Annotated in this window: 18 protein-coding genes; 11 read left to right on the top strand and 7 right to left on the bottom strand. The window is 64.1% G+C overall.

The window, feature by feature from the left end; all coding sequences use genetic code 11:
- Positions 1–19: 19 nt before the first annotated feature.
- On the top strand, positions 20–217 hold the full coding sequence (locus LB526_RS09150; RefSeq protein WP_224627351.1) for a hypothetical protein: 198 nt from the start codon (positions 20–22) through the stop codon (positions 215–217).
- Positions 214–561, top strand: a complete 348-nt coding sequence (locus LB526_RS09145) for a hypothetical protein (protein WP_224608676.1) — start codon at positions 214–216, stop codon at positions 559–561. The genes LB526_RS09150 and LB526_RS09145 overlap by 4 nt, the downstream gene beginning before the upstream one ends.
- A 4-nt stretch (positions 562–565) precedes the next feature.
- On the opposite strand, the gene ggt is transcribed toward LB526_RS09145, so the two are convergent.
- From ggt to LB526_RS09130, 3 genes are all read right to left on the bottom strand, one after another.
- Positions 566–2,302 carry a gamma-glutamyltransferase gene (gene ggt / locus LB526_RS09140; protein WP_224627350.1) on the bottom strand — a complete coding sequence of 579 codons (1,737 nt, stop codon included), beginning with the start codon at positions 2,300–2,302 and terminating at the stop codon, positions 566–568.
- Between the two features lie 286 nt (positions 2,303–2,588).
- On the bottom strand, positions 2,589–3,923 hold the full coding sequence (gene rhaI / locus LB526_RS09135; RefSeq protein ID WP_224627349.1) for an L-rhamnose catabolism isomerase: 1,335 nt from the start codon (positions 3,921–3,923) through the stop codon (positions 2,589–2,591).
- Positions 3,924–3,975: 52 nt separating this feature from the next.
- Positions 3,976–6,078 (bottom strand): bifunctional rhamnulose-1-phosphate aldolase/short-chain dehydrogenase, encoded by a 2,103-nt coding sequence (locus LB526_RS09130; RefSeq protein ID WP_224627348.1) that lies wholly within the window; start codon positions 6,076–6,078, stop codon positions 3,976–3,978.
- A gap of 188 nt (positions 6,079–6,266) precedes the next feature.
- On the opposite strand from LB526_RS09130, the gene LB526_RS09125 reads away from it, so the two are divergent.
- From LB526_RS09125 to LB526_RS09095, 7 genes are all read left to right on the top strand, one after another.
- On the top strand, positions 6,267–7,076 hold the full coding sequence (locus LB526_RS09125; protein ID WP_224627345.1) for a DeoR/GlpR family DNA-binding transcription regulator: 810 nt from the start codon (positions 6,267–6,269) through the stop codon (positions 7,074–7,076).
- A 54-nt stretch (positions 7,077–7,130) separates the two neighbouring features.
- Positions 7,131–8,126 carry a rhamnose ABC transporter substrate-binding protein gene (gene rhaS, locus LB526_RS09120; protein ID WP_042637283.1) on the top strand — a complete coding sequence of 332 codons (996 nt, stop codon included), beginning with the start codon at positions 7,131–7,133 and terminating at the stop codon, positions 8,124–8,126.
- Between the two features lie 181 nt (positions 8,127–8,307).
- Positions 8,308–9,849 carry a sugar ABC transporter ATP-binding protein gene (locus LB526_RS09115; protein ID WP_224627343.1) on the top strand — a complete coding sequence of 514 codons (1,542 nt, stop codon included), beginning with the start codon at positions 8,308–8,310 and terminating at the stop codon, positions 9,847–9,849.
- A complete protein-coding gene (locus tag LB526_RS09110) occupies positions 9,846–10,823 on the top strand; it encodes an ABC transporter permease (RefSeq protein ID WP_224627342.1) in 978 nt (325 codons plus the stop codon). The genes LB526_RS09115 and LB526_RS09110 overlap by 4 nt, the downstream gene beginning before the upstream one ends.
- On the top strand, positions 10,820–11,821 hold the full coding sequence (locus LB526_RS09105; RefSeq protein ID WP_224627340.1) for an ABC transporter permease: 1,002 nt from the start codon (positions 10,820–10,822) through the stop codon (positions 11,819–11,821). Before LB526_RS09110 ends, LB526_RS09105 begins: the two co-directional genes overlap by 4 nt.
- Positions 11,821–12,135, top strand: coding sequence for an L-rhamnose mutarotase (gene rhaM, locus LB526_RS09100; RefSeq protein WP_224627338.1), 315 nt, complete (start codon positions 11,821–11,823; stop codon positions 12,133–12,135). Before LB526_RS09105 ends, rhaM begins: the two co-directional genes overlap by 1 nt.
- On the top strand, positions 12,132–13,484 hold the full coding sequence (locus tag LB526_RS09095; protein WP_224627336.1) for an FGGY-family carbohydrate kinase: 1,353 nt from the start codon (positions 12,132–12,134) through the stop codon (positions 13,482–13,484). Before rhaM ends, LB526_RS09095 begins: the two co-directional genes overlap by 4 nt.
- Before the next feature lie 197 nt (positions 13,485–13,681).
- Here the strand turns inward: LB526_RS09095 and LB526_RS09090 are convergent, their stop codons facing one another.
- Positions 13,682–14,938 (bottom strand): D-amino acid dehydrogenase, encoded by a 1,257-nt coding sequence (locus tag LB526_RS09090; RefSeq protein WP_224627335.1) that lies wholly within the window; start codon positions 14,936–14,938, stop codon positions 13,682–13,684.
- 103 nt (positions 14,939–15,041) lie between these two features.
- Positions 15,042–16,037 (bottom strand): UDP-glucose 4-epimerase GalE, encoded by a 996-nt coding sequence (galE, locus tag LB526_RS09085; RefSeq protein ID WP_095766183.1) that lies wholly within the window; start codon positions 16,035–16,037, stop codon positions 15,042–15,044.
- A 278-nt stretch (positions 16,038–16,315) separates the two neighbouring features.
- Here galE and hemA point away from each other — a divergent pair, with 278 nt between their 5' ends.
- The gene (hemA, locus tag LB526_RS09080; protein ID WP_140844007.1) at positions 16,316–17,593 is read left to right on the top strand and encodes a 5-aminolevulinate synthase; all 1,278 of its coding nucleotides are present in this window, start codon (positions 16,316–16,318) and stop codon (positions 17,591–17,593) included.
- Positions 17,594–17,604: 11 nt separating this feature from the next.
- Here the strand turns inward: hemA and LB526_RS09075 are convergent, their stop codons facing one another.
- Both LB526_RS09075 and mscL read right to left on the bottom strand, forming a co-directional pair.
- Entirely contained in the window at positions 17,605–18,771 is a 1,167-nt protein-coding gene (locus LB526_RS09075) for a pyridoxal phosphate-dependent aminotransferase (protein ID WP_224627334.1), read from the bottom strand.
- 111 nt (positions 18,772–18,882) lie between these two features.
- Positions 18,883–19,305: a large conductance mechanosensitive channel protein MscL gene (gene mscL / locus LB526_RS09070; RefSeq protein ID WP_224627333.1), complete on the bottom strand. Its 423-nt coding sequence runs from the start codon at positions 19,303–19,305 to the stop codon at positions 18,883–18,885.
- Between the two features lie 237 nt (positions 19,306–19,542).
- Here mscL and LB526_RS09065 point away from each other — a divergent pair, with 237 nt between their 5' ends.
- Positions 19,543–23,028: a PAS-domain containing protein gene (locus LB526_RS09065; RefSeq protein WP_224627332.1), complete on the top strand. Its 3,486-nt coding sequence runs from the start codon at positions 19,543–19,545 to the stop codon at positions 23,026–23,028.
- The last annotated feature ends 13 nt before the right edge of the window (positions 23,029–23,041 follow it).

The raw sequence follows: 23,041 nt of genomic DNA, 5'->3' as shown, positions 1-23,041 counted from the left end.
TCAGGGCCCGAGATGGAGCATGATATCGTCGGAAAACCGCTTCACACCTTTCGGCATCATGCTGTGGGAACCGCAACGCCGCTGCGCCGTTGAAACCGACCGGGAAACCGTGGCACGCCGGCATCAGCCGGGCGGCGAATGCATCGCCGTGGCGGTTTTGCCGGGTTGCGCTCGGCAGGCGTTGATGGTTTGTTGCCGCCCAGCGGAGAACGAATGATGCGCGAATCCCTCGGTCAAGACGAATACGGCTCGACCAGTCCCTTCGACCCTGACGACCTGCCCAATCTCAATGCGATGGGGCCGGCGATGGGTGGCGGCAATGATTTCGAGAAATACGCGGTCGCCGTCATCATCGTCTTCGGCGCGCTGATCATCGGCGGCCTGATGGCCGCCTCCATGTCCTTCGGCCACCGCAACGGCTTCCTGTTCGCGCTTGGCGGCGCCACGGCGGCCTGGATTTCCGGCAATGCGCTGCTGCTCGACCGGCCGCGCATCTATGCCCTCTTCGTCGCCATCGCCGCCGTGATGCTGATCGCCTCGACCATCACGCTGGTGACCTGATCAATTAATATCCCAAAGCCTCACCGGCGGCAGCGCGGCTGTCGATGGCGCCGTTGTAGCGCGCACCGCCGCCTTTCACGATCTGTGCCAGGCTCTTGCCACCGACCAGGATGCCAGCCGCCTGCCCCCAGGTTTGGTCGCTGAGATCGAGGTGATAGCCCATGCCGGCAAGCAGCTTCTCGGTGTCCGGCGACAGCCCGAATGGCTCGACATAGACCGTGTCCGGGAGCCATTGATGGTGGATACGCGGAGCGTCGATCGCCTGCTGGATGTCCATGCCGTGGTCGATGACGTTGATGATCGCCTCCAGCGTGATGGTGATGATGCGCGAGCCGCCCGGGCTGCCGATGACCATGAACGGATTGCCGTCCTTCGTGACGATCGTCGGGCTCATAGAGGATAAGGGCGTCTTCTTCGGCTGAATGGCGTTCGCTTCGCCCTGCACCAGGCCGTAGAGGTTCGGCACGCCCGGCTTCTGGGTGAAATCGTCCATCTCGTTGTTGAGCAGGATGCCGGTGCCGTCGGCGACGACGCCGGCGCCGAAGGAGCCGTTCAGCGTGTAGGTGACCGCAACCGCATTGCCGTCCTTGTCGATAATCGAATAATGCGTGGTTTCCTTCGACTCGCCGAAGCCCTTCGGCATCAGCTCCTTCGACACGCCGGCGCGGAACGGGTCGATCTTGTCGCGAATGTCTTTCGCATAGGCCTTGTCGACCAGCTTCGAGACCGGATTGTCGACGAAATCAGGGTCGCCGAGCGCCGAGTTGCGGTCGACATAGGCGTGGCGCATGGCTTCCACCATGACGTGAACCGTCTCGGCCGAGCCGGCGCCGAGATAAGAGAGCGGATAGCCCTCCAGCACGTTGAGGATCTCGCAGATGATGACGCCGCCCGAGCTCGGCGGCGGCGAGGAGATGATCTCGTAGCCGCGATAGGAACAGGTCACCGGCTTCAGCTCGCGCACGGCATATTGCTCGAAATCAGGCTTGGCGAGGATGCCGCCTTTCGCGCCGCTCGCCTTGACGATTTCATCGGCAATCGACCCTTTGTAGAAGGCGTCCGGGCCTTTTTCCGAGATCGCCGAAAGGGAGGCGGCAAGGTCCGGCTGAACGAGCTTCTCGCCGACACCGTAAGGCTTGCCGTCTTTTTTGAGGAAGATGGCGGCGGCAGCCGAGTCCTTCGCCAGCCGCTCGGCGCCGCCGGCGAACGAAGCCGCGTCGCCCTGGTTGAGCACGAAGCCGTCCTTGGCGTAGGCAATCGCCGGCGCCATCAATTCCTGTCGCGGCAGCGTGCCGTATTTCTCGCGCGCCATCTCGAAGCCGGCGACCGAGCCGGGCACGCCTACCGCGAGATAGCCGTCGAGGCTGGCGCCTTTGATCGGCTTGCCGTCCTTGTCGAGATACATGGTTTTGGTCGCCGCGAGCGGCGCGCGCTCCCGGAAATCGAGAAAGGTCGTGCGGCCGTCCTTCATGCGCACGGTCATGAAACCGCCGCCGCCGATATTGCCGGCGTTGGGATAGACCACGGCAAGCGCATAGCCGACGGCGACCGCGGCATCGACCGCGTTGCCGCCCTTCCTCAGCACGTCGACACCGACTTCGGTTGCAAGATGCTGGGCAGTCACCACCATGCCGTGCTCGCCTTTGGCGGGAGTTGGCGAAGCGGCGAAGACGGTGGTCGGCGTGAAGGCAAAGGTGAGCGAAAGGCTGACGGCGATCAGCGTCCGGCGGGTCAAGGGCATGGCGGTGCTCCTGGCGTTGGGGGACGCCTAGGAAAGACCCGCGGAACTGGTGAGTCCAGCCAATTGTGACGGCTGGCGATCCTTCACACCCCCCTCTGGCCTGCCGGCCGTCTCCCCCGCAAGGGGGGAGATCGGATGTGGCCATCGCGTTCGCCAATCACCAACGTTGAAGGAACAGCGCCGTCGGCGGAACTGCTGATCTCCCCCCTTGCGGGGGAGATGTCCGGCAGGACAGAGGGGGGGTGCTCAAGCGCTGCCGTCGCCCGTCGGATCGACAAGAAGCTGACTACACAATCCCGCCGCCGCCACCCGGGACTGCCGGCCGCTCTGCCGCGACCTTCGCCCGGTAACCGGCCTCGCGATAGGCTGCGACCGGATCGATGGCGCCGCCCTTCTTCAGCCGCGCCATGGCGAGGATCGGCTCGACGTCGGTGCGATAGGCCAGCTTCAATGTCTGCGTCGCCATCAGCGCATCGTTGCCGTTCTGGAAACCTTCCAGCGCCTTGCGGTCGACCAGCAGGGCCTGCGCATAGGCGCGCTGCACCTCGACCGCCGACAGCATCAGGCTCTCGATCGGGTCGGTGACGTTGTGGCTCTGGTCGAGCATATGCGCGGGATCGAAGCCCTTGGCACCGGTGAGCTCGGCATCCACCAGCTCGTTGAAGACAAGGAACAGCCGGTAGGGGTCGATCGAGCCGGCGTCGAGATCGTCATCGCCATATTTGGAATCGTTGAAGTGGAAGCCGCCCAGCTTGCCGAACTGGATCAGCCGCGACACGATCATCTCGATGTTGACGTTGGGTGCGTGATGACCGAGATCGACCAGGCAGAAGGCCTTGTCGCCGAGTTCCTTGGCAATGATGTAATTCGTGCCCCAATCCTGCACGACGGTCGAATAGAAGGCCGGCTCGTACATCTTGTGCTCGGTGAACAGCCGCCAGTCGCCCGGCAGGCCGGCATAGATCTCGCGCATGGCGTCGAGATAGCGCTCGAAAGCCTTGGCGAAATTGACCTGGCCGGGGAAGTTGGAGCCATCGCCGATCCACACCGTCAGCGCCTTGGAGCCCAGCGTCTTGCCGATCTCGATGCATTCGAGATTGTGCTCGACCGCTTGGCGGCGCGTGCCGGCATCGGCATGCGACAGCGATCCAAACTTGTAGGAAAGCTTCTGGTCCTTGGCGTCGGAGAAGGTGTTCGAATTCATCGCGTCGAAGCCGAGGCCGAAGCGGGACGCCGCCTGTTTCAGCCGGTTCGGATCGGCCTTGTCCCACGGGATGTGCAGCGAGACGGTCGGCGTCGCCTGCGTCAGCTGGCTGATGACGGCACAGTCCTCGATCTTGTCGAAGATATCGCGCGGCTCGCCGGCGCCGGGAAAGCGGGCAAAGCGCGTGCCGCCGGTGCCGACGCCCCAGGACGGGATCGCGACGCCGAATTTCTCGACCTTGTCGCGGATCGCATCGATGGCGATGCCGCGCCGGTCAAGGCGCTCGCCGAGGGAAGCGTAGTCGCGGTCGAGGTCGGCTTCGCGCGTGGCGTTGCTTTTTTCGACGACGTCAGTCGAGATGATCGTTTCGGACACTGCACTTCCTCCCAGTATTCGTCGGCTAGCGCTGCCCCTCATCCGCCCTTCGGGCACCTTCTCCCCCTAGAACGGGGAGAAGGGAAGCGCGTGCCTAACGCGTAAAGCTCTGCGCGTTGCCGGCGTCGACGTTGACGATGTTCCCCGTGGACTTGGCCGACATGTCGGAGGCGAAGAAGTAGATCGCTTCGGCGATGTCTTCCGGGAAGACCGACCGCTTCAGCATCGAGCGCGAGCGGTAATGCTCCTCGAGGTCGTCGGTCGACATCTTGTAGGCGGCGGCGCGCTGTTCCTTCCATTCGCCGGTCCAGATCTTGGAGCCGCGCAGCACGGCGTCCGGATTGACGACATTGACCCTGATCTGCGCCTCCGCCCCTTCTAGCGCGAGGCAGCGGGCCAGATGGATCTCGGCAGCCTTGGCCGTGCAATAGGCGGACGCGTTCGGCGAGGCGGCGAGCCCGTTCTTGGAGGCGACGAAAACCACATTGCCGCCGATCTTCTGGGCGCGGAACAGGCGGAAGGCCTCGCGCGAAACGAGGAAATAGCCGGTGGACAGGATGTCCATGTTCTTGTTCCACAAGGCCAGCGTCGTCTCCTCGATCGGCGCCGAGGAGGCCAGACCTGCGTTGGACACCAGGATGTCGATGCCGCCGAATTCGACCGACGTCTCGGCAAAGCCCGAGGCGACCTGATCTTCCGACGTCACGTCGATCCGCACCGGACGGACGAAATCTTTGCCGTAGGCCTTCGACAGTTCCTCATTGGCGCTGGCCAAAGCGGCATCGTCGATATCGGCGAGCACCACGCAGGCGCCTTCGCGAAGCAGCCGGTTGGCGGTGGCGCGGCCGATGCCGCCGGCGCCGCCGGTGACCAAGGCGATCTGCCCGGCAAGCGCCTTCGGCTTCGGCAGGCGTTGCAGCTTGGCTTCCTCAAGCTGCCAATATTCGATGTCGAAGGCTTCCTGGGCAGGCAGGCCGACATAGGACGAGACCGTCGAGGCGCCGCGCATGACATTGATGGCGTTGACATAGAACTCGCCGGAAATGCGCGCCGTCGCCTTGTCGCCGGCAAAGGTGAACATGCCGACGCCCGGCATCAGATAGACCACGGCATTGGGATCGCGGATGGCGGGCGAGTCCGGATGCTTGCAGCTGTCATAGTAGGCCTGATAGCCGACGCGGTATTCGGCGATGTCGTCGGCCAGGCGCGCGATGACGGCATCGACATCCGGCTTTGCGGGATCGAACTCGATCACCAGCGGCCGAATCTTGGTGCGCAGGAAGTGATCGGGGCAGGAGGTGCCGAGCGCCGCCAGCGGCCGCAAGTCCTTCGAATTGACGAATTCGAGCACGGCGGGCTGGTCATCGAAATGGCCGAGCTTATGGCTCTTTTCGGAGATGAGGCCGCGGATCCGCGGCATCAGCTTGGCCGCGATGGCGCGGCGCGCGGAAGCGTCGAGCGGCTGGACCGCCTCGCCGCCGAAGATCGCCTTTCCCTCGGATTTGCGCTCGAACCAGTCGATCGCCTGGTTGATCACCGAGATCGTCGTCTCGTAGCACTCCTTGGGCGTGTCGCCCCAGGTGAACAGGCCATGGCTTTCCAGCACGACGCCCTTGGCATCAGGGTTCTCGAGGCAGAATTTCTCCAGCCACAGGCCGAGCTCGAAGCCCGGCCGTTTCCACGGCAGCCAGCCGATGGCGCCGCCGAATATCTCCTTGGTGATCGCCTTGGAATCCTTAGCGGCGGCGACCGCGATGATGGCGTCGGGATGCATGTGGTCGACGCAAGCCTTCGGCACGAAGGCATGCAGCGGCGTGTCGATCGAAGCCGCGCGCGGATTGAGGTTGAAGGTGCAGTGGGGCAGATAGGCCACCATCTCGTCCTCATGCTCGACCCCGCGATACAGGCCCTTCAGCGCCCGCAGCTTTTGCATGTAGAGGGTGGCAAAACCGTCAAGCTTGATCGAGGCGCTGTCGCCGCCCGAGCCCTTGACCCACAGCACCTCGACCTCCTCACCGGTGAGCGGGTCCTTCTGCCAGACCTTGGACGAGGTGTTGCCGCCGCCATAGTTGGTGACGCGCTTGTCGGATCCCAGCGTGTTCGAGCGATAGACCAAGAGCTCAGGACCGCTCATCCCTTCGGCCTTTGCATCGTCCCAAAGATTGGCGAGGCGCGAGCCGGAGCGCTTGTCGAGCATAGGTATCCTCCCTTGGAGCGCGATGCCGCGCCCCTCATTTCTCGTCCGGGAATGTCTACGCAAGCGCCGCGCTTGTCAATCACAAACGATCAATATCGATCATATTGCACTGCACAATGAAAATATATGATCGGAAATGATTGACACTGCGCGTTTTCTAAGGCCTGATGCTTGGGCAGGGAGGAACCATGCACGAGAAAGAGCGCCACAGGATCATTCTGTCCGCCGTCCAGGAAAAGCCTGTGGTGACGGTGCAGGAGATGGTCGAACTGACGGACTCCTCCGAGGCGACGATCCGGCGCGACATCGCGGCGCTGCATGTACAAAAGCGCCTGCGCCGGGTGCGCGGCGGCGCCGAGGCGATCTCGCCGCCGCAGTTCATCGGCCTTGCCGGCCGCCCCTTTTCCGTCAACGAGACGCTGAACGCCGCGCAGAAACGGGCGATCGCGCGGGAAGCCGTGAACCTTTGCGCGGACGGCGAGCCGATCATCATCAATGGCGGCACCACCACTTTCCAGATGGTGCATTTCCTGACCGGACGCCGCATGCCGATCTTCACCAATTCCTTCCCGATCGCCGAGCATCTGCTCAAGCACTCGAAGAATACGGTGATGCTGTCGGGCGGCACGATCTACCGCGAGCAGAACATCGTCTTGTCGCCCTTCGACAATGACGTGACGCGCAACTTCTATGCGCGGCGCATGTTCATGGGCGCGCAGGGGCTGGGGCCGCTCGGGCTGATGGAAGGCGATCCGCTGCTGATCCAGGCCGAGCAGAAATTGATCGACCAGGCCGATGAATTGGTGGTGCTGGTCGATTCCTCGAAATTCCGCATGCGCTCCAGCCTGATCCTGTGCGGGCTGTCGCGCATCGCGACCGTGATCACCGACGACGGCATCGAGGACCGCGAGGCCAAGATGCTGGAAACGGCGGGCGTGGCACTGATCGTCGCCCGCAGACAGTCAAGCGACAAGGAGGAATCTTCACTGCAGGCCTGAGGAAACTCGCGCCCGCAGCGGCGATGGAATGCAACGCTCAAGGGAGGATATTCGATGAGCTTTTTGAAGAAACTACTGGTTACGGCGGCCTTTTCCGCCGCCATGTTCGTGAATGCCGCCTATGCCGAGAACGTCAAGATCGCGCTGGTGGTGAAGTCGCTCGGCAACGGCTTCTTCGACGCCGCCAACAAGGGCGCCGAGGAAGCGGCCAAGGAACTGGGCGATGTCGATGTCATCTATACCGGTCCGACCAAGGCTACCGCCGAAGCCCAGATCGAGGTGATCAATTCGCTGATCGCGCAGAAGGTCAATGCGATCGCCGTTTCAGCCAATGATGCCGACGCGCTGGTGCCGGTGCTGAAGAAGGCGATGGACCGCGGCATCACCGTGATCTCGTGGGACTCCGGCGTCGCCAAGGAAGGCCGCCAGCTCCACCTCAATCCGTCCGACACCGGCCTGATCGGCGAGACCATCATCAAGCTCGCCGCCGACTACCTGCCTGAAGGCGGCGACGTCGCCATCCTGTCGGCCTCCTCGACCGCGACCAACCAGAACGCCTGGATCGAAGCGGCCAAGAAGGTGCTGCCGGAGAAGTTCCCGAAGATCAAGCTGGTCGCCACTGTCTATGGCGATGACGACTCGGCCAAGAGCACGGATGAAGCCAAGGGCCTCTTGAAGTCCTACCCGAACCTCAAGGCGATCATCGCGCCGACCACGGTGGGCGTCGTCGCCGCCGCGCAGGTCGTCACTGACGAGAACCTGATCGGCAAGGTCAACGTCACCGGCCTCGCGCTGCCGTCGGAGTTCAAGAAGTTCATCGACAACGGCGCTTCGCAGGCTGTCGCTCTCTGGAACCCGATCGACCTCGGCTATTCGGCGATCTATCTCGCCCATGACCTGGCGGTGAAGAAGGAAGAAGCCAAGCCCGGCGCCACGCTGTCGATCGGCCGCGTCGGCAAGGTGACGCTCGATGACACCAACTCGGCCGCCATGGCTCCGCCTTTCCAGTTCGACAAGACCAACATCGAGAAGTTCTCGAAGATCTATTGATCCTGGAACCAACGGAGCTGCCCCCTCATCCGGCCGCTTCGCGGCCGCCTTCTCCCCATGGGGAGAAGAGCCTGGAGCCAGACTCGCAAAACTCCTCTCCCCTCGGGGAGAGGTCGACCGAGCGAAGCGGAGGTCGGGTGAGGGGGAGTCAACACGGAATATAGACGGGCTTGATACGACTATGGATACGACGGCCCATCACGGCAAAGTAGACGAACGGCCCCCAGCCTCGGCTCCTCGCCTGACGCTCTCCGGCATCTCGAAAAGTTTTCCGGGCGTGCGCGCGCTGCACAATGTCAGCCTGTCGCTCTATCCCGGACAGGTGACGGCGCTGATCGGCGAGAACGGCGCCGGCAAGTCGACGCTGGTCAAGATCATGACCGGCATCTACCAGCCCGATTCAGGTGAGATCAGCATCGACGGCCAGGCCACGACGCTGCCCAGCGCGCATGCCGCTTTCGGCCACGGCATCACCGCCATCCATCAGGAGACGGTGCTGTTCGACGATCTGTCGGTCGCCGAAAACATCTTCCTCGGCCACGCGCCGCGCACCCGCTTCGGCACCATCGATTGGCGCACCATGCGCAAGAACGCCCGCGAGGTGCTGGAGACGATGCGCGCCGGCCACATCGATGCCGACACGCGGCTGAAGGATCTCGGCATCGCCAACAAGCATCTGGTTGCGGTTGCCCGCGCCATGGCGATCGACGCGCGCATCGTCATCATGGACGAACCGACCGCTGCCCTTTCGATGAAGGAGATCGAGGAACTTTTCCTGCTGATCGAATTCCTGAAGAGCGAAGGCAAGGCGGTGCTCTTCATCAGCCACAAGTTCGACGAGATCTATCGCATCGCCGACCGCTACACCGTCTTCCGCGACGGCGAGATGATCGGCGAAGGCCTGCTCAAGGATACCGGCCAGAACGAGATCGTGCGCATGATGGTCGGCCGCAACGTCGACCATATCTTTCCGCAGCGCGAGCCGAAGATCGGCGCGCCGGTGCTTTCCATCTCCGGCCTGTCGCATCCGACCGAGTTCGACGACATCGGCTTCGAATTGCGCAAGGGCGAGATCCTCGGCTTCTACGGGCTGGTCGGCGCCGGGCGCAGCGAGGTGATGCAGGCGATCGCCGGCATCACCCGCACCAGCCGAGGTACCATCTCACTCGACGGCAAGACGATCGCCCCGAAATCGGCGGCGGATTCGATCGAGGCCGGCATCGTCTACGTGCCGGAAGAACGCGGCAAGCAGGGCGTGGTGATCGGCCTGCCGATCTTCCAGAACGTGTCGCTGCCGTCGCTGAAGCACACCTCGAAATCCGGCGTGCTGAGGCTCGTGGAAGAATTTTCGCTCGCCCGCTCCTACACCGAGCGGCTTGATCTGCGCGCCTCATCGCTCAGCCAGGATGTCGGCACGCTTTCCGGCGGCAACCAGCAGAAGGTGGTCATCGCCAAATGGCTGGCGACGACGCCGAAGGTGATCATCCTCGACGAGCCGACCAAGGGCATCGACATCGGCTCCAAGGCCGCCGTGCACGGCTTCATGGCCGAGCTGGTCGCGGAAGGCCTGTCAGTGATCATGGTCTCGTCGGAACTGCCCGAAATCCTCGGCATGTCCGACCGCGTCGTGGTCATGCGCGAGGGTCGTATCGCGGCCACCTATGACAACAAAGGGCTGGACGCCGAGATGCTGGTTCGAACGGCGGCGGGGATCGCGGCATGAAGAGCTTCCTCAAATATCGCGAGATCTGGCTGCTCGCCGGAATCGTCGTGCTGATCGGGCTGATCTCGACGCGCTTCCCCGGCTTCGCCAACCCCGCCAATCTGCGTCAGGTCTTCAACGACACCTCGATCCTGATGATCCTGGCGCTGGGTCAGATGGTGGTGATCCTGACGCGCTCGATCGATCTCTCGATGGCGTCCAACCTCTGCTTCACCGGCATGGTGGTGGCGATGCTCAACGCCGCGCATCCGGCGATCCCGATCCCGGTGCTGATCGTGATCGCTCTTGCCGTCGGCCTGGTGCTTGGCGCCATCAACGGCTTCCTGGTCTGGCGGCTGAACATCCCTTCGATCGTGGTGACGCTTGGCACGCTCACCATCTATCGAGGCGCCACCTTCGTCGTCTCGGGCGGCGCCTGGGTCAATGCCGACCAGATGAGCTCGGACTTCATCAATTTCCAGCGCGCCGCCTTCCTCGGCCTGCCGGTTCTGTCCTGGATCGCGCTTTTGGTCATCGCGCTGTTCTTCCTGGTGATGACGCGCACGCAGATCGGCCGCTCGATCTACGCCATCGGCGTCAATCCGACCGCCTCGGTCTATGCCGGCATCGATGTCGGCCGCACAAAATTCATCGTCTTTTGCATTTCCGGCATGATCGGCGGGCTTGCAGGCTATCTGTGGATCTCGCGCTACGTCATCGCCTCAGTCGAGGTCGCCAACGGCTATGAGCTCAACATCATCGCCGCCTGCGTGATCGGCGGCATCTCGATCGCCGGCGGCATCGGCTCGGTCGGCGGCGCGGTGCTGGGCGCGCTGTTCCTCGGCATCATTTCCAACGCGCTGCCGGTCATAAACATCTCGCCCTTCTGGCAGATGGCGATCTCGGGCAGCGCCATCATCCTGGCCGTGGTGCTCAACGCGCGCGGCGAGCGCCGGCAGGGCCGCATCATCCTGAGAAAGGCGGAAGCGGCATGACCGACACCCCTGCCCCGCGCCATATCCCCGACCGGCTCGACAAGCCGCTGTCCTCGGCGATCTTCTCCTGGGAGGCGCTGCTCGTCGTCATCGCGGTCTTGATCTTCGCGGTGAACAGTTTTGCTTCGCCCTACTTCCTCGATCCATGGTCGCTGTCGGACCTGACCTTCAACTTCACCGAAAAGGGCCTGATCGCTTTAGCCATGGCGCTGCTGATCATCTCGGGCGAGATCGACCTGTCGGTCGCGGCGATCGTGGCTTTAGCCTCGACGATGATGGGCATGGCCCTGCAGGCCGGCGCCGGCACGCCGGTGCTGATGGCAATCGGCGTCGTCGTGGGACTCGGCTGCGGCGCCTGCAACGGGCTGCTTGTCACCCGGCTCGGCCTGCCTTCCATCGTCGTCACCATCGGCACGATGAGCCTGTTCCGCGGCATCGCCTTCATCATCCTCGGCGACCAGGCCTACAAGGGCTATCCGGAGAGCTTCGCCTTCTTCGGCCAGGGCTATGTCTGGGGGGTCTTCTCGTTCGAGCTGGCGCTGTTCCTCGTCGCGGCGCTGATCTACTGGTTCGTGCTGCACCGCACGAGCTTCGGCCGCCGCGTCTTCGCCATCGGCAACAACCCGGTCGCCTGCCAGTTTTCCGGCGTGCGCGTCGACCGCATCAAATTCATCCTGTTTTGCCTGACCGGGCTGATGTCGGGCATAGCCTCGGTGTTGATCACCTCGCGGCTTGGCTCGACGCGGCCGTCGATCGCGCAGGGCTATGAGCTTGAGGCGATCACCATGGTGGTGCTCGGCGGCGTCTCGATCCTCGGCGGCGCCGGCAGCATCCTGGGCGTCGTGCTCGCCGCCTTCATCATGGGGCTGGTGACGTTCGGCCTCGGACTGCTCAACGTGCCCGGCATCGTCATGTCGATCTTCATCGGCCTGTTGCTGATCATCGTCATCGCGCTGCCGATCGTCTGGCGGCGGCTGCGCGAGGGGCGCTTCGCCTGATGGAGAAGTACGCCTTCAAGATGAAGCTCAATCCCGGCATGAAGGCCGAGTACAAGCGCCGCCATGACGAGATCTGGCCCGAGCTGGTCGCGCTGCTGAGAGAGGCCGGCGTCTCCGATTATTCGATCTATCTCGACGAGGAGACCAACATCCTGTTCGGGGTGCTGTGGCGCCGCGATGACCACGGCATGGCCGATCTTCCGAAGCACCCTGTGATGCAGCGCTGGTGGGCGTATATGGCCGATGTCATGGAGACCAAACCCGACAACGAGCCGGTGGCGGCGCCGCTGGAAACCGTGTTCCATATGGCATGATCGTCGCCGTCATCGATATTGGCAAGACCAACGCCAAGGTGGCGCTGGTCGATCTCGCGACACTGAGCGAGATTGCGCTGCGCCGCTTCGCCAACGCGCCGGTGCGGCAGGCGCCCTATCCGCATCACGATGTCGAGGCGCTGTGGACGTTCATCCTGAACAGCCTCGCCGATCTCAACCGCGAACGGCAGATCGATGCGATCTCGATCACCACGCATGGCGCCACCGGCGCGCTGGTCGACCGCTCAGGCGAACTGGTGCTGCCTGTGCTCGATTACGAATTCGACGGTCCCGGTCAGCTTGCGGCCGACTATGACGCCGTGCGCCCGCCTTTCGGCGAAACCGGCACGCCGCGGTTGCCCATCGGCCTCAATCTCGGCGCGCAGTTCTTCTGGCAGCAGAAGCGTTTCCCGGCGGAATTCACCAAGGCCACCGCGATGCTGATGTATCCGCAATACTGGGCGCTGCGGCTGACCGGCGTCGCCGCCAATGAGGTGAGCTCGCTCGGCTGTCACACCGATCTCTGGAACCCCTGGACGTCCGATTACTCGTCGCTGGTCGACCGGATGGACTGGCGCCGGCTGATGGCGCCGGTGCGACCGGCAAAGGATCGGCTTGGCCCGATCCTGCCGGAGCTGGCGCGGCGGACAGGGCTCGACCCGCAGACGCTCGTGTTCTGCGGGCTGCACGATTCCAACGCCTCGCTGCTGCCGCACCTTTTATCCGACACACCGCCCTTCTCCGTCGTCTCGACCGGCACATGGGTGGTGTCGATGGCGGTGGGCGGCAGGAGGGTCGAGCTCGACCCGGCGCGCGACACCCTGGTCAATGTCAACGCGCTCGGCGATCCGGTGCCTTCGGCGCGCTTCATGGGTGGGCGCGAGTTCTCGCTTCTGACCGACGGCCAAAGCCAGGAATGGAGCGAAGACGATGTTGCCGCCGTTCTGGCGCGACGGGTGCTGCTCCTGCCTGCCACTCAGCAGGGTTCGGGACCGTTTCCGCATCGCGGCGCACAGTGGGTCAATGCCGAGGACTTGAGCGCCGGCCAGCGCTTCGCCGCCATCTGGTTCTATCTGGCGCTGACGACCGCGACCTGCCTTGGTCTCATCGGTGGCGACGGGCCGACGATTGTCGAAGGGCCCTTCGCCCGGAACCTGCTTTTCATCAGAATGCTGGCGGCAGCTACCAAGCGACCGGTCATTGCGTCAGAGACCTCGACCGGGACCAGCATCGGCGCCGCCTTGTTAGCCTCAGATCGCGTCATCGCGATGAGCAAGGGTGAGCGCACAGAACCACCGACCGATCAGTCCTGGGGCGGATATGCTCGGGCTTGGCGCCGCTCTACTTGACAGGTTGGCGCCGCCCCCTCATTGCCCAGCCGGGCATTTCTCCCCGTAAGTGACGGGGCCGTCACCGGCGATTTCGCCAATTTTCAACGCCGCGGAAATGCGTGTCGGCATGGCCACAGCTCTCTTCTCCCCGTTCAACGGGGAGAAGATGCCGGCAGGCGGATGAGGGGCAGCGCCGATCTCGGCAATTAAAGCCTTCAGCGCGCCATCCCGTAAAGCAGTCCCCGCGGATCGATCTGCGGCTTTCTGCCGGCGACGACATCGGCCACGAACTGCCCCGAGCCGCAGGCCATGGTCCAGCCGACATGGCCATGGCCGGTGTCGAGGTAGAGATTGCGGTATTTCGCCCGGCCGATGACCGGCACCGAATTCGGCATCATCGGCCGCAGGCCGGCCCAGAGCACGGCCTTCTTCTCGTCGAAGGCGCCGGGAAAAAGATCCTTGCCGGTTTCGAGGATGGTCCGGAAATCGCCCGGCTTGAAGCTACGGTCGAAGCCGGTGAACTCGGCCGTAGAGGACATGCGCAGGCGATTGCCGAGCCTGGAATAGCCGATCAGGCGGTCCTCGTCGGCGCCGCCCATGGTCGGCCCCTTGCTCTCGTCCTCGAGCGGGATGGTCGCGGTGTAACCCTTCACCGGGTAGACCGGCAGGTCGATACCGTAGCGGCGGCCGAGCAGGCCGCTTTCCGGTCCCATAGAGATGACGACGGCATCGCCGGTGACCGGTCCTGCCGAGGTCATCACCGCGCGCACCCGATCTCCCTCGATGTCGAGGTCCTCAACCGTCGTGCCGAACAGGAATTTCACGCCGAGCTTCTCGGCGGCATAGGCGGCGAGCCGGTCGGTGAACTGCTTGGAATCGCCGGTCTGGTCGATCGGCGAATAGATGCCGCCGGCGATCTTTTCCTTCACGCCGGCAAGACCAGGCTCCAGCTCGACCAGACGCTCGCGGTCGACGATCTCGATCGGCAGGCCGTGCTCGCCCAGATAGCGGTAATGGTCGGTGCCGGTGTCCAGGCTCTTTTGCGAGCGAAAGAAGTAGAGAATGCCCTTCTTGCGCTCGTCATAATGGATGCCGGTTTCCTCCGACAATTGATTGATGCACTCGCGAGAATGGAGCGCGAGCCTCAACTTGACGTCGGTGTTGGCGCGCAGCCGGGTCACCGTGCATTCGCGCAGGAAGCGCAGGCTCCAGGCATAGAAATAGGGATCGAGGCGCAGCCTGACCTTGATGCCGAGATCGTGGTTCCAGAGCGCGCGCAGGAAGGTCTTCAGCGCCGCGGGCGAAGCCCAGGCGGTGGCGTCGCCCGGCGAGACCAGGCCGGCATTCGACTGGCTAGTGCCGCGCGCCACCGCTTCATGGCGCTCGATCACCGTCACCTCGTGACCGTCCCTTGCCAGATAATAGGCGGCCGCCGTGCCAACCACGCCGGCGCCGAGAACCAAGACCTTCATGCCGTTCCCTCAAGCATCATCGCAGCGGCGGGCCCGCGCGCCGCCGCTGCATGAGGCTCAATACCGCGTCTATAGGCGCCCCGCGAGCCCTTGGCCCAACAGATCAGTTTCGAACGGAGTTCTTGGTCGTCAGGATCCGTTCCCAGGCCAGCGCGTCGTTGACGATCAGGTCGAGATCGTCGCGCTGCGGCGTCCAGCCGAATTCCTTGCGGGCAAGCTCGGAATTGGCGACCACGGCTGCGGCGTCGCCCGGCCGGCGGTCCCCCATGCGCACGTCGAAGTCATGGCCGAAGGCGCGGCGCACGCTGTCGATCACCTCCAGCACCGAATAGCCGTGGCTGTAGCCGCAATTGGCGACGAGACTGCCGCCGCCATCACGCAGCCGCTGCAGCGCCAACCGGTGCGCGGCAGCGAGATCGCTGACATGGATGTAGTCGCGCATGCAGGTGCCGTCCGGCGTCGCATAATCGGTGCCGAAGACCTGCATGAAGGGCCGCTTGCCGAGCGCGGTCTCGCAGGCGACCTTGATGAGATGCGTGGCGCCGGGCGTCGATTGTCCGGTCCGGCCCTTCGGATCGGCGCCGGCGACATTGAAATAGCGTAGCGCCGTATAGCGGATGTCGTGCGCCAACGCTGCATCGCGCAGCATCCATTCGCTCATCAGCTTGGAAAGGCCGTAAGGCGATTCCGGCGCAAGGCGGGCATCCTCGCGCACCGGCTCCAGCCCGGCGCCGCCATAGACGGCGGCGGTGGAGGAGAAGATGAAATGCGGCACGCCCTCGCGCACGGCCGTTTCGATCAGCGTGCGGGTCTTGCAGGTGTTGTTTTCGTAATAGCCAAGTGGGTCGGCGACCGATTCCGGCACCACGATCGAGCCGGCGAAGTGGATGATGGCGTCGACCTTGTTGTCGCGGATGATCCGGCCGACCAGATCACGATCGGCGACATCGCCGACGGTGAGCCTTGCTTCCGGGGCGACCGCCCATTCGAAACCGGTGGAAAGCCGGTCGAGCACCACGACGCTCTCGCCGGCGTCCAGCAGTTCCCAGACCATGTGGCTGCCGATATAACCGGCACCCCCTGTCACCAAAACCGTCATCATCTACCTCGCTGATCAAGATTTATCGGAAACTGTCTCAACAGCCACCGCGCTGGAAAACCCGCCGCAAGCCCACTAGCCTCCCTATGTGTTAAGTCCGTAACAGTTCGTCGCGCCCGAGGCATCGTACTGAAACCAAGTTGCTTCAAACAGCAGGGAATAGGCCACGATCCGGCATCGTTAGGAACAGGGCACGGGCGTGGCATTTTGACCGGTTGGGCGCGGTGGACGCGGCATGGGGCAGTGATTATGATCCGGCCCAAAATTGGGAAGTCGACATGAACTATCAGCGGTTCTTCGAGGATGCGATCGACCAGCTCCACGCCGAGCGTCGCTATCGCGTTTTCGCCGACCTGGAGCGCATCGTGGGCAAGTTCCCGCGCGCCATCTGGCGTTCCAACGGCCGCGCCCAGGAAATCACTGTATGGTGCTCCAACGACTATCTCGGCATGGGCCAGAACGAGGACGTGATTGCCGCCTTCCAGAACGCGGCCGCCAAGATGGGCTCGGGCGCCGGCGGCACCCGCAACATTTCCGGCACCTCCAACCCCCTGGTCGAGCTCGAGCAGGAGCTCGCCGATCTGCATGACAAGGAGGCAGCGCTGGTCTTCACCTCCGGCTTCGTCTCCAACGAGGCCTCGATCTCGACCATCGCCAGGCTCCTGCCCAACTGCCTGATCATCTCGGACGAGCTCAACCATGCCTCGATGATCGAAGGCGTGCGGCGCTCGGGCGCGGAGAAGAAGATCTTCCGCCACAATGACGTCGCGCATCTGGAGAGCCTCTTGCAGGCCGCGGGGCGCGAGCGCGCCAAGCTGATCGTCTTCGAAAGCGTCTATTCGATGGACGGCGACATCGCGCCGATCAGAGAGATCGTCGAGCTCGCCGAACGCTACAACGCCATGACCTATATCGACGAGGTCCATGCCGTAGGCATGTACGGACCGCGCGGCGGTGGCATCACCGAACGCGAAGGCTTGGCCGACCGCATCGACATCATCGAGGGCACTTTGGCCAAGGCCTTCGGCACGCTTGGCGGCTACATCGCCGGCACCAGCGCCGTCATCGATGCGGTGCGCTCCTATGCGCCGGGCTTCATCTTCACCACCGCGCTGCCGCCGGCGATCGCCGCCGCCGCCACCACCTCGATCCGGCATCTCAAGCGCTCGCAGACCGAGCGCGACGCGCAGCAGCGCCAGGCGGCCAGAACCAAGCAGGTGCTTGCCGCGGCCGGGCTGCCGGTGATGGAATCGGCCACGCATATCGTGCCGGTGCTGGTCGGCGACCCCGAGCTTTGCAAGATGGCCAGCGACCGGCTGCTTGGCGTGCACGGCGTCTACATCCAGCCGATCAACTATCCGACGGTGCCGCGCGGCACCGAGCGGCTGCGCATCACGCCGACGCCATTCCATTCGGACGCGCTGATCGCCGAGCTGCAGGACGCGCTGGTCGAGACCTGGGATGCGCTGGGCATTCCCTATGCCAGCTCCGGCCGTCCCGCCGTCGCCAAGAGCGACCGGATCATTCCGCTGCTGGTGCCGAAGTCGGGCGGCTGAAGCCGCCTCTCTCACACCGTCTTCATCCACCTCGCCAGGCGATGCGCCGCTTCCTCGAGCTGATCGAGGCGGCGGTGGAAGCATAGTCTGAGGAAGGCTTCGCCGCCGGGGCCGAAGGCGGTGCCAGGCGCCAGGCCGACATTGGCGTTATCGACGATGTCGAAGGCGGCGGTTCGGGAATCGCTGATGCCGTCGACCCTGAAGAACAGATAGAACGCGCCCTGCGGCACGGTGAAACGCGCCTTGCCGGTCGCGCCGAGTATGTCGCAGACGAGATCGCGAGCGGCGCGTGCACGCTCCACTTGTTCGGTGATGAAGCCGTCGCCCTCGTCGAGGGCAGCAACCGCGCCGCGCTGCATGAACTGGGCGACGCCCGAGGTCGAGTACTGGATCAGGTTTTCGAACACCTGCTGCAAGGCTGGATGGGTCTTGATCCAGCCGACACGCCAACCCGTCATCGCCCAGTTCTTGGAGAAACTGTTAACGAACAGGATACGGTCGTCGGCCGTGGCGACGTCGAGGAAGGACGGCGCGCGGCCATGGCCGTAGTGGAACAGCGAATAGATCTCGTCGGCAATGATCCACAGGCCCTTTTGGCGGGCGAGATCGAGGATTGCCTGCAGCGTCTGCCTGTCGGCGGTCCAGCCGGTCGGGTTGGACGGCGTGTTGATGAACAACAGCTTCGTGAGCGGCGTGATCGCGGAGGCGATCTTTTCGACATCGCAGGACCAGCCATTGCCGGACTGGTCGAGGGTGACCGGCACCGGAACGGCGCCCGCCACGCCGGCGGCCGCGGCGAAATTCGGCCAAGCCGGCGAGAGGTAGATCACCTCGTCGCCGCTGCCGGCGATCGCGTCGATGGCCAGTTGGATGGCGTGCATGCCGGATCCGGTGACGATGAACTCCTCCTCGGCGAAGGTCTTGCCAAAATGCCTGGCGTAGTAGCGGGCGAGCGCCTGCCTGAGCTCGGGAATGCCCTTCTGCCAGGTGTAGAACGTCTCGCCATCGGCCAGTCCCTTGGCGGCGGCATCGCTGATGAAGGCCGGCGTGGGCAGATCGCCCTCGCCAGCCCAGAGCGGGATCAGGCCTTCGCGCAGGCGGCCATGATTGACGACAGCGACGATGCCGCTTTCGGGCGCCGCGCGGGCTTCGGCGCGCAAGGTCTCGATCAGGGTCATGCAAGAATCCGTCCGTTTTTTCGCGACTGCTAGCCTCTTTTACGACAGCCGCAAACAGAAAACCCCGGCCGCAAGCGGCCGGGGTTTTGGTCCAGGGCGCCCGTTGAGGAGTTACCTTCTCGCCAGCAGGTCGCGGATCTCAGTCAGAAGCTGTACGTCGGCGGGCGGCGGTGCCGCGGCAGCAGCCGGCTTCTCGCGCTCCAGCCGCCTGCGCAGATTGTTCACCGCCTTGACCATCAGGAAGATGATGAAGGCAAGAATCAGGAAATTCAGCACGACCGTGATGAAGCTGCCATAGGCGAAGACGGCGCCTTCTTTCTTGGCATCGGCCAGCGTGGCCGAATGGACGTTCGATGACAACCCGAAGAAGTAGTTGTTGAAGTCCAGCCCGCCGAAAATCGCGCCGATGATCGGCATGATGATGTCGTTGACGAGCGAGTCGACGATCTTGCCGAAGGCGGCGCCGATGATGACGCCGACGGCTAAGTCCATCACATTGCCCTTGGAAATGAATTCCTGGAATTCTTTCAGCATTCGGCCCTCCTTGCCATGACCGGCCGTGCAGCCGCCCCGGCTCTCCGGCACCGATCCGAAGCCACAATAACAAAAACCCCCGGTTGAAAAACCGGAAAAAAGGGCGAAGACACCGGTTTGTGCTTACCTGCCTCGTCAGCCGCATATGCGCCAAAAGCCGCGATGGACTTGGGCTCCAAGCTGTGGTTGCGTCTTAACGACCGGATGAGGAAACCGGCCAGGGAGGAAGTGCGGACCGTGCAAGGCTGGTTCGTCGTCATCATCGCGATCGCCTATGTGACGCTGCTTTTCGCCATCGCCAGCGTCGGCGACCGGCGCTCGGTGGCAGCCGGGCTCGGCCGGGCGCGGCCTTTCATCTACGCGCTCAGCCTCGCCATCTACTGCACTTCCTGGACTTTCTTCGGCTCGGTCGGCCTTTCCTCCGAGCGCGGCCTCGAATTCCTCGGCATCTATACCGGTCCAGTGCTGGTCTTCGTATTCGGCTTCCCGCTGCTCAACCGCATGATCCGGCTGGCAAAAAGCGAGAAGATCACCTCGATCGCGGACTTCCTCGGAGCCCGCTACGGCAAGAGCTTCACCGTCGCGGCGATCGCGACGCTGATCGCGACCATCGGCGCGGTGCCCTACATTGCGCTGCAGCTCAAGGCGATCTCGGGTTCCGTCAGCCTGATGGTCGAGCACTATACGGGCTCGCCCCCCTCTTTCGATCCGTTCGTCAGCGATATCTCGCTGGTGGTGGCGATGCTTTTGGCGCTGTTCGCGGTGCTGTTCGGCACCCGCCATGCCGATGCCACGGAACATCAGGACGGACTGGTTCTGGCGGTGGCGGTCGAGACCGTGGTCAAGCTCGCCGCCTTTCTCGCCATCGGCCTGATGGTGATGTTCCTGATCTTCGGCGGGCCCGGCGACATGTTCGCCAGGCTTGCCGGAAACAGCCAGGTTCGCCAGGCGATGAGCTACAGCACCTCGCTCGCCACCTGGCTGGTGCTGACCGGCCTGAGCGGCTTTGCCGTGCTGATGCTGCCGCGGCAGTTCTACGTCACCATCGTCGAGAACCGCAGCGAGGCGGAACTGCGCACGGCGACCTGGGTGTTCCCGCTCTACCTCGTGGCGATCAACCTTTTCGTGCTGCCGATCGCCTTTGCCGGCCTGTCGCTGGTCGGCGGCAAGACCAGCAGCGACCTCTATGTCTTGTCGCTGCCGCTGTTCAGCGGCCATGACGTGCTGGCCATGGCCGCCTTCGTCGGCGGACTGTCGGCGGCGACCGCGATGGTGATCGTCGAGAGCGTCGCGCTATCGATCATGATCTCCAACGATCTCGTCATCCCGCTGTTCGTGCGCCGCGTGCTCAAGACGAGTTCTTCGGAGAACGAGGACTGGTCGACGCTGATCCTCAATGTGCGCCGCGCCTCGATCTTCATAATGCTGTTCATCGCCTTCCTCTATTATCGCGAGAGCACCAATAGCGCGCGGCTGTCCTCGATCGGGCTGATGTCGTTTGCCGCGATTGCCCAATTCGCGCCGGCGCTGGTCGGCGGGCTGATCTGGCGCCGCGCCAACGGCCGGGGCGCAGCCCTCGGCATGGTCGCCGGCATCGCCGTCTGGGGTTACACGCTGCTCCTGCCTTCACTCGTCGCCCCCTCTACCGATATCGTCGTCCACGGGCTGTTCGGCTTCGAGGCGCTGAGGCCGCAGGCGCTGTTCGGCACCGTCGGCGAGCCGCTGAATCATGGCGTGCTGTGGAGCCTCTCGGTCAATGCGCTGTTTTTCGTCCTCGGCTCCCTCTCCCGCGCGTCCGTGCCGCTGGAGCGCATCCAGGCGGCGATCTTCGTGCCGCGCGAGGCAGGCCCGATGCCCAGCCTGCGCCGCTTCCGCACCGCCGTCACCGTCAACGACCTGAAGGATACGATTTCACGTTATCTCGGTGTCGAGCGCACGGAGCGCTCGTTCCAATCCTTCGAGAGGGACGCGAAAGTCTCTCTGCACGGCACCGAACAAGCCAGCATGGATGTTATCCGCTTCTCTGAGCAATTGCTGGCGAGCGCCGTCGGCTCGTCCTCGGCGCGGCTGATCCTGTCGCTGCTCTTTCGCCGCAACGATCGCGACTCAAAGGATGCCTTCAAGCTGCTCGACGACGCCACCGAGGCGCTGCAGCACAATCGCGACCTTTTGCAGATCGCGCTCGACCAGATGGAGCAAGGCATCACTGTCTTCGATCGCGATTTCCGACTGATCTGCTGGAACCGGCAATACCGGCTGCTGTTCGACCTGCCGGACGAGATGGGCCAGGTCGGCGTCTCGCTCGACCGGATCCTCCATCATCTCGCCGAGCGCGGCGATATTCCCGCCGACCAGCGCGTGACGATGCTCAACCGGCTGACCAGTTTCGCTGGCCCGTGGCAGATGGAGCTCAAGACCAGCGGCCGCATCCTGGAGCTGCGCTCCAACCCGATGCCCGACGGCGGCATCGTCGCCACCTATGCCGACATCTCCGGCCGGGTCGAGCAGGACCTGGCGCTGAAGCGGGCCAATGAATCGCTGGAGCAACGGGTCAAGACCCGCACCGTCGAGCTCACCCGCGTCAACGAGGAACTGGCGCAGGCGCAGATGCTGGCCGAGGAGGCAAACCTCGGCAAGACGCGCTTCCTCGCCGCCGCCGGCCATGACATCCTGCAGCCGCTCAACGCCGCCCGCCTCTATTGCTCGTCGCTGATCGAGAAGGCGGGCAAGGGACCGGCCGGCAAGGCCGCGATGAACATCGAATCCTCGCTGGAATCGGTCGAGACCATCCTCGGCGCGGTGCTCGACATCTCGCGGCTCGATGCCGGCGCGATGAAGCCGGACAATACCGCTTTTAACCTGGGCGGACTGCTCGGTCAGATCGGCAACGATTTTCGCCCGCTTGCCGCCGAAAAGAAGCTCGATCTGAAGATCATCCCATCCTCGCTCGGCGTCATGACCGACCGGAACCTGTTGCGCCGGCTGATCCAGAATCTCGTTTCCAACGCCATCAAATACACGCGCCAGGGCCGCATTCTGGTTGGGGTGCGGCGACGCGGCGAGCTGGCCGAGATCCAGGTGATCGACACCGGCATCGGCATTGCCGGCGACAAGCTCAGCACCGTCTTCCACGAGTTCACGCGCCTCGACGAGGGCGCGCGCGAGGCCGAAGGCCTTGGCCTGGGGCTCTCCATCGTCGACCGCATCGCCAGGGTGCTGAGGCTCGAAATCCGCATCTACTCCAACCCCGGCAAGGGCACGCGCTTTTCCGTGATTCTGCCGGTCGCGGCGGTCGCCGCGCCGCCGCGCGAGGCCGGCAAGGCGCCGGCCCGCTCCGCCTCGACGCTTGCCGGGCTCAATGTGCTGTGCATCGACAATGACGCGCGCATCCTCGACGGCATGCGGCTGCTGCTCGAAGGCTGGGGATGCCGTGTCGAGACGGCTTCGGGATCAGGCGATCTCCTGAAGCCCGGCGCGCCGAAGCCGGACCTCGTGCTGGCAGACTATCATCTCGACGGTAGCACCGGGCTCGATGCGGTCGCCACGCTGCGCGCCGCCTACGGGCAGGACCTGCCCTGCGTGCTGGTCACCGCCGACCGCTCCAGCGAGGTGCGCGCGGCTGCCGGCCGGCTCGACATTCCGGTGATCAACAAGCCGCTGAAGCCGGCCGTGCTGCGCTCGATGATGGCGCGCGTCAGGCCGCTGGCGCCGGCCGCCGAATAGAGACAAAGCACTG

The sequence above is a fragment of the Mesorhizobium sp. CA6 genome, assembly GCF_020165035.1.
GTDB lineage: Bacteria > Pseudomonadota > Alphaproteobacteria > Rhizobiales > Rhizobiaceae > Mesorhizobium.
Note: the sequence above shows the minus strand (reverse complement) of the source record. Positions and strands in the feature narration are given on the sequence as shown.

What these genes read in the sequence shown, in the direction of transcription:
- LB526_RS09150 (WP_224627351.1), top strand. Translation starts at nt 20, where the DNA reads ATGATATCGTCGGAAAACCGCTTCACACCTTTCGGCATCATGCTGTGG.
- LB526_RS09145 (WP_224608676.1), top strand. Translation starts at nt 214, where the DNA reads ATGATGCGCGAATCCCTCGGTCAAGACGAATACGGCTCGACCAGTCCC.
- ggt (WP_224627350.1), bottom strand. Translation starts at nt 2,302, where the DNA reads ATGCCCTTGACCCGCCGGACGCTGATCGCCGTCAGCCTTTCGCTCACC.
- rhaI (WP_224627349.1), bottom strand. Translation starts at nt 3,923, where the DNA reads ATGAGGGGCAGCGCTAGCCGACGAATACTGGGAGGAAGTGCAGTGTCC.
- LB526_RS09130 (WP_224627348.1), bottom strand. Translation starts at nt 6,078, where the DNA reads ATGCTCGACAAGCGCTCCGGCTCGCGCCTCGCCAATCTTTGGGACGAT.
- LB526_RS09125 (WP_224627345.1), top strand. Translation starts at nt 6,267, where the DNA reads ATGCACGAGAAAGAGCGCCACAGGATCATTCTGTCCGCCGTCCAGGAA.
- rhaS (WP_042637283.1), top strand. Translation starts at nt 7,131, where the DNA reads ATGAGCTTTTTGAAGAAACTACTGGTTACGGCGGCCTTTTCCGCCGCC.
- LB526_RS09115 (WP_224627343.1), top strand. Translation starts at nt 8,308, where the DNA reads ATGGATACGACGGCCCATCACGGCAAAGTAGACGAACGGCCCCCAGCC.
- LB526_RS09110 (WP_224627342.1), top strand. Translation starts at nt 9,846, where the DNA reads ATGAAGAGCTTCCTCAAATATCGCGAGATCTGGCTGCTCGCCGGAATC.
- LB526_RS09105 (WP_224627340.1), top strand. Translation starts at nt 10,820, where the DNA reads ATGACCGACACCCCTGCCCCGCGCCATATCCCCGACCGGCTCGACAAG.
- rhaM (WP_224627338.1), top strand. Translation starts at nt 11,821, where the DNA reads ATGGAGAAGTACGCCTTCAAGATGAAGCTCAATCCCGGCATGAAGGCC.
- LB526_RS09095 (WP_224627336.1), top strand. Translation starts at nt 12,132, where the DNA reads ATGATCGTCGCCGTCATCGATATTGGCAAGACCAACGCCAAGGTGGCG.
- LB526_RS09090 (WP_224627335.1), bottom strand. Translation starts at nt 14,938, where the DNA reads ATGAAGGTCTTGGTTCTCGGCGCCGGCGTGGTTGGCACGGCGGCCGCC.
- galE (WP_095766183.1), bottom strand. Translation starts at nt 16,037, where the DNA reads ATGACGGTTTTGGTGACAGGGGGTGCCGGTTATATCGGCAGCCACATG.
- hemA (WP_140844007.1), top strand. Translation starts at nt 16,316, where the DNA reads ATGAACTATCAGCGGTTCTTCGAGGATGCGATCGACCAGCTCCACGCC.
- LB526_RS09075 (WP_224627334.1), bottom strand. Translation starts at nt 18,771, where the DNA reads ATGACCCTGATCGAGACCTTGCGCGCCGAAGCCCGCGCGGCGCCCGAA.
- mscL (WP_224627333.1), bottom strand. Translation starts at nt 19,305, where the DNA reads ATGCTGAAAGAATTCCAGGAATTCATTTCCAAGGGCAATGTGATGGAC.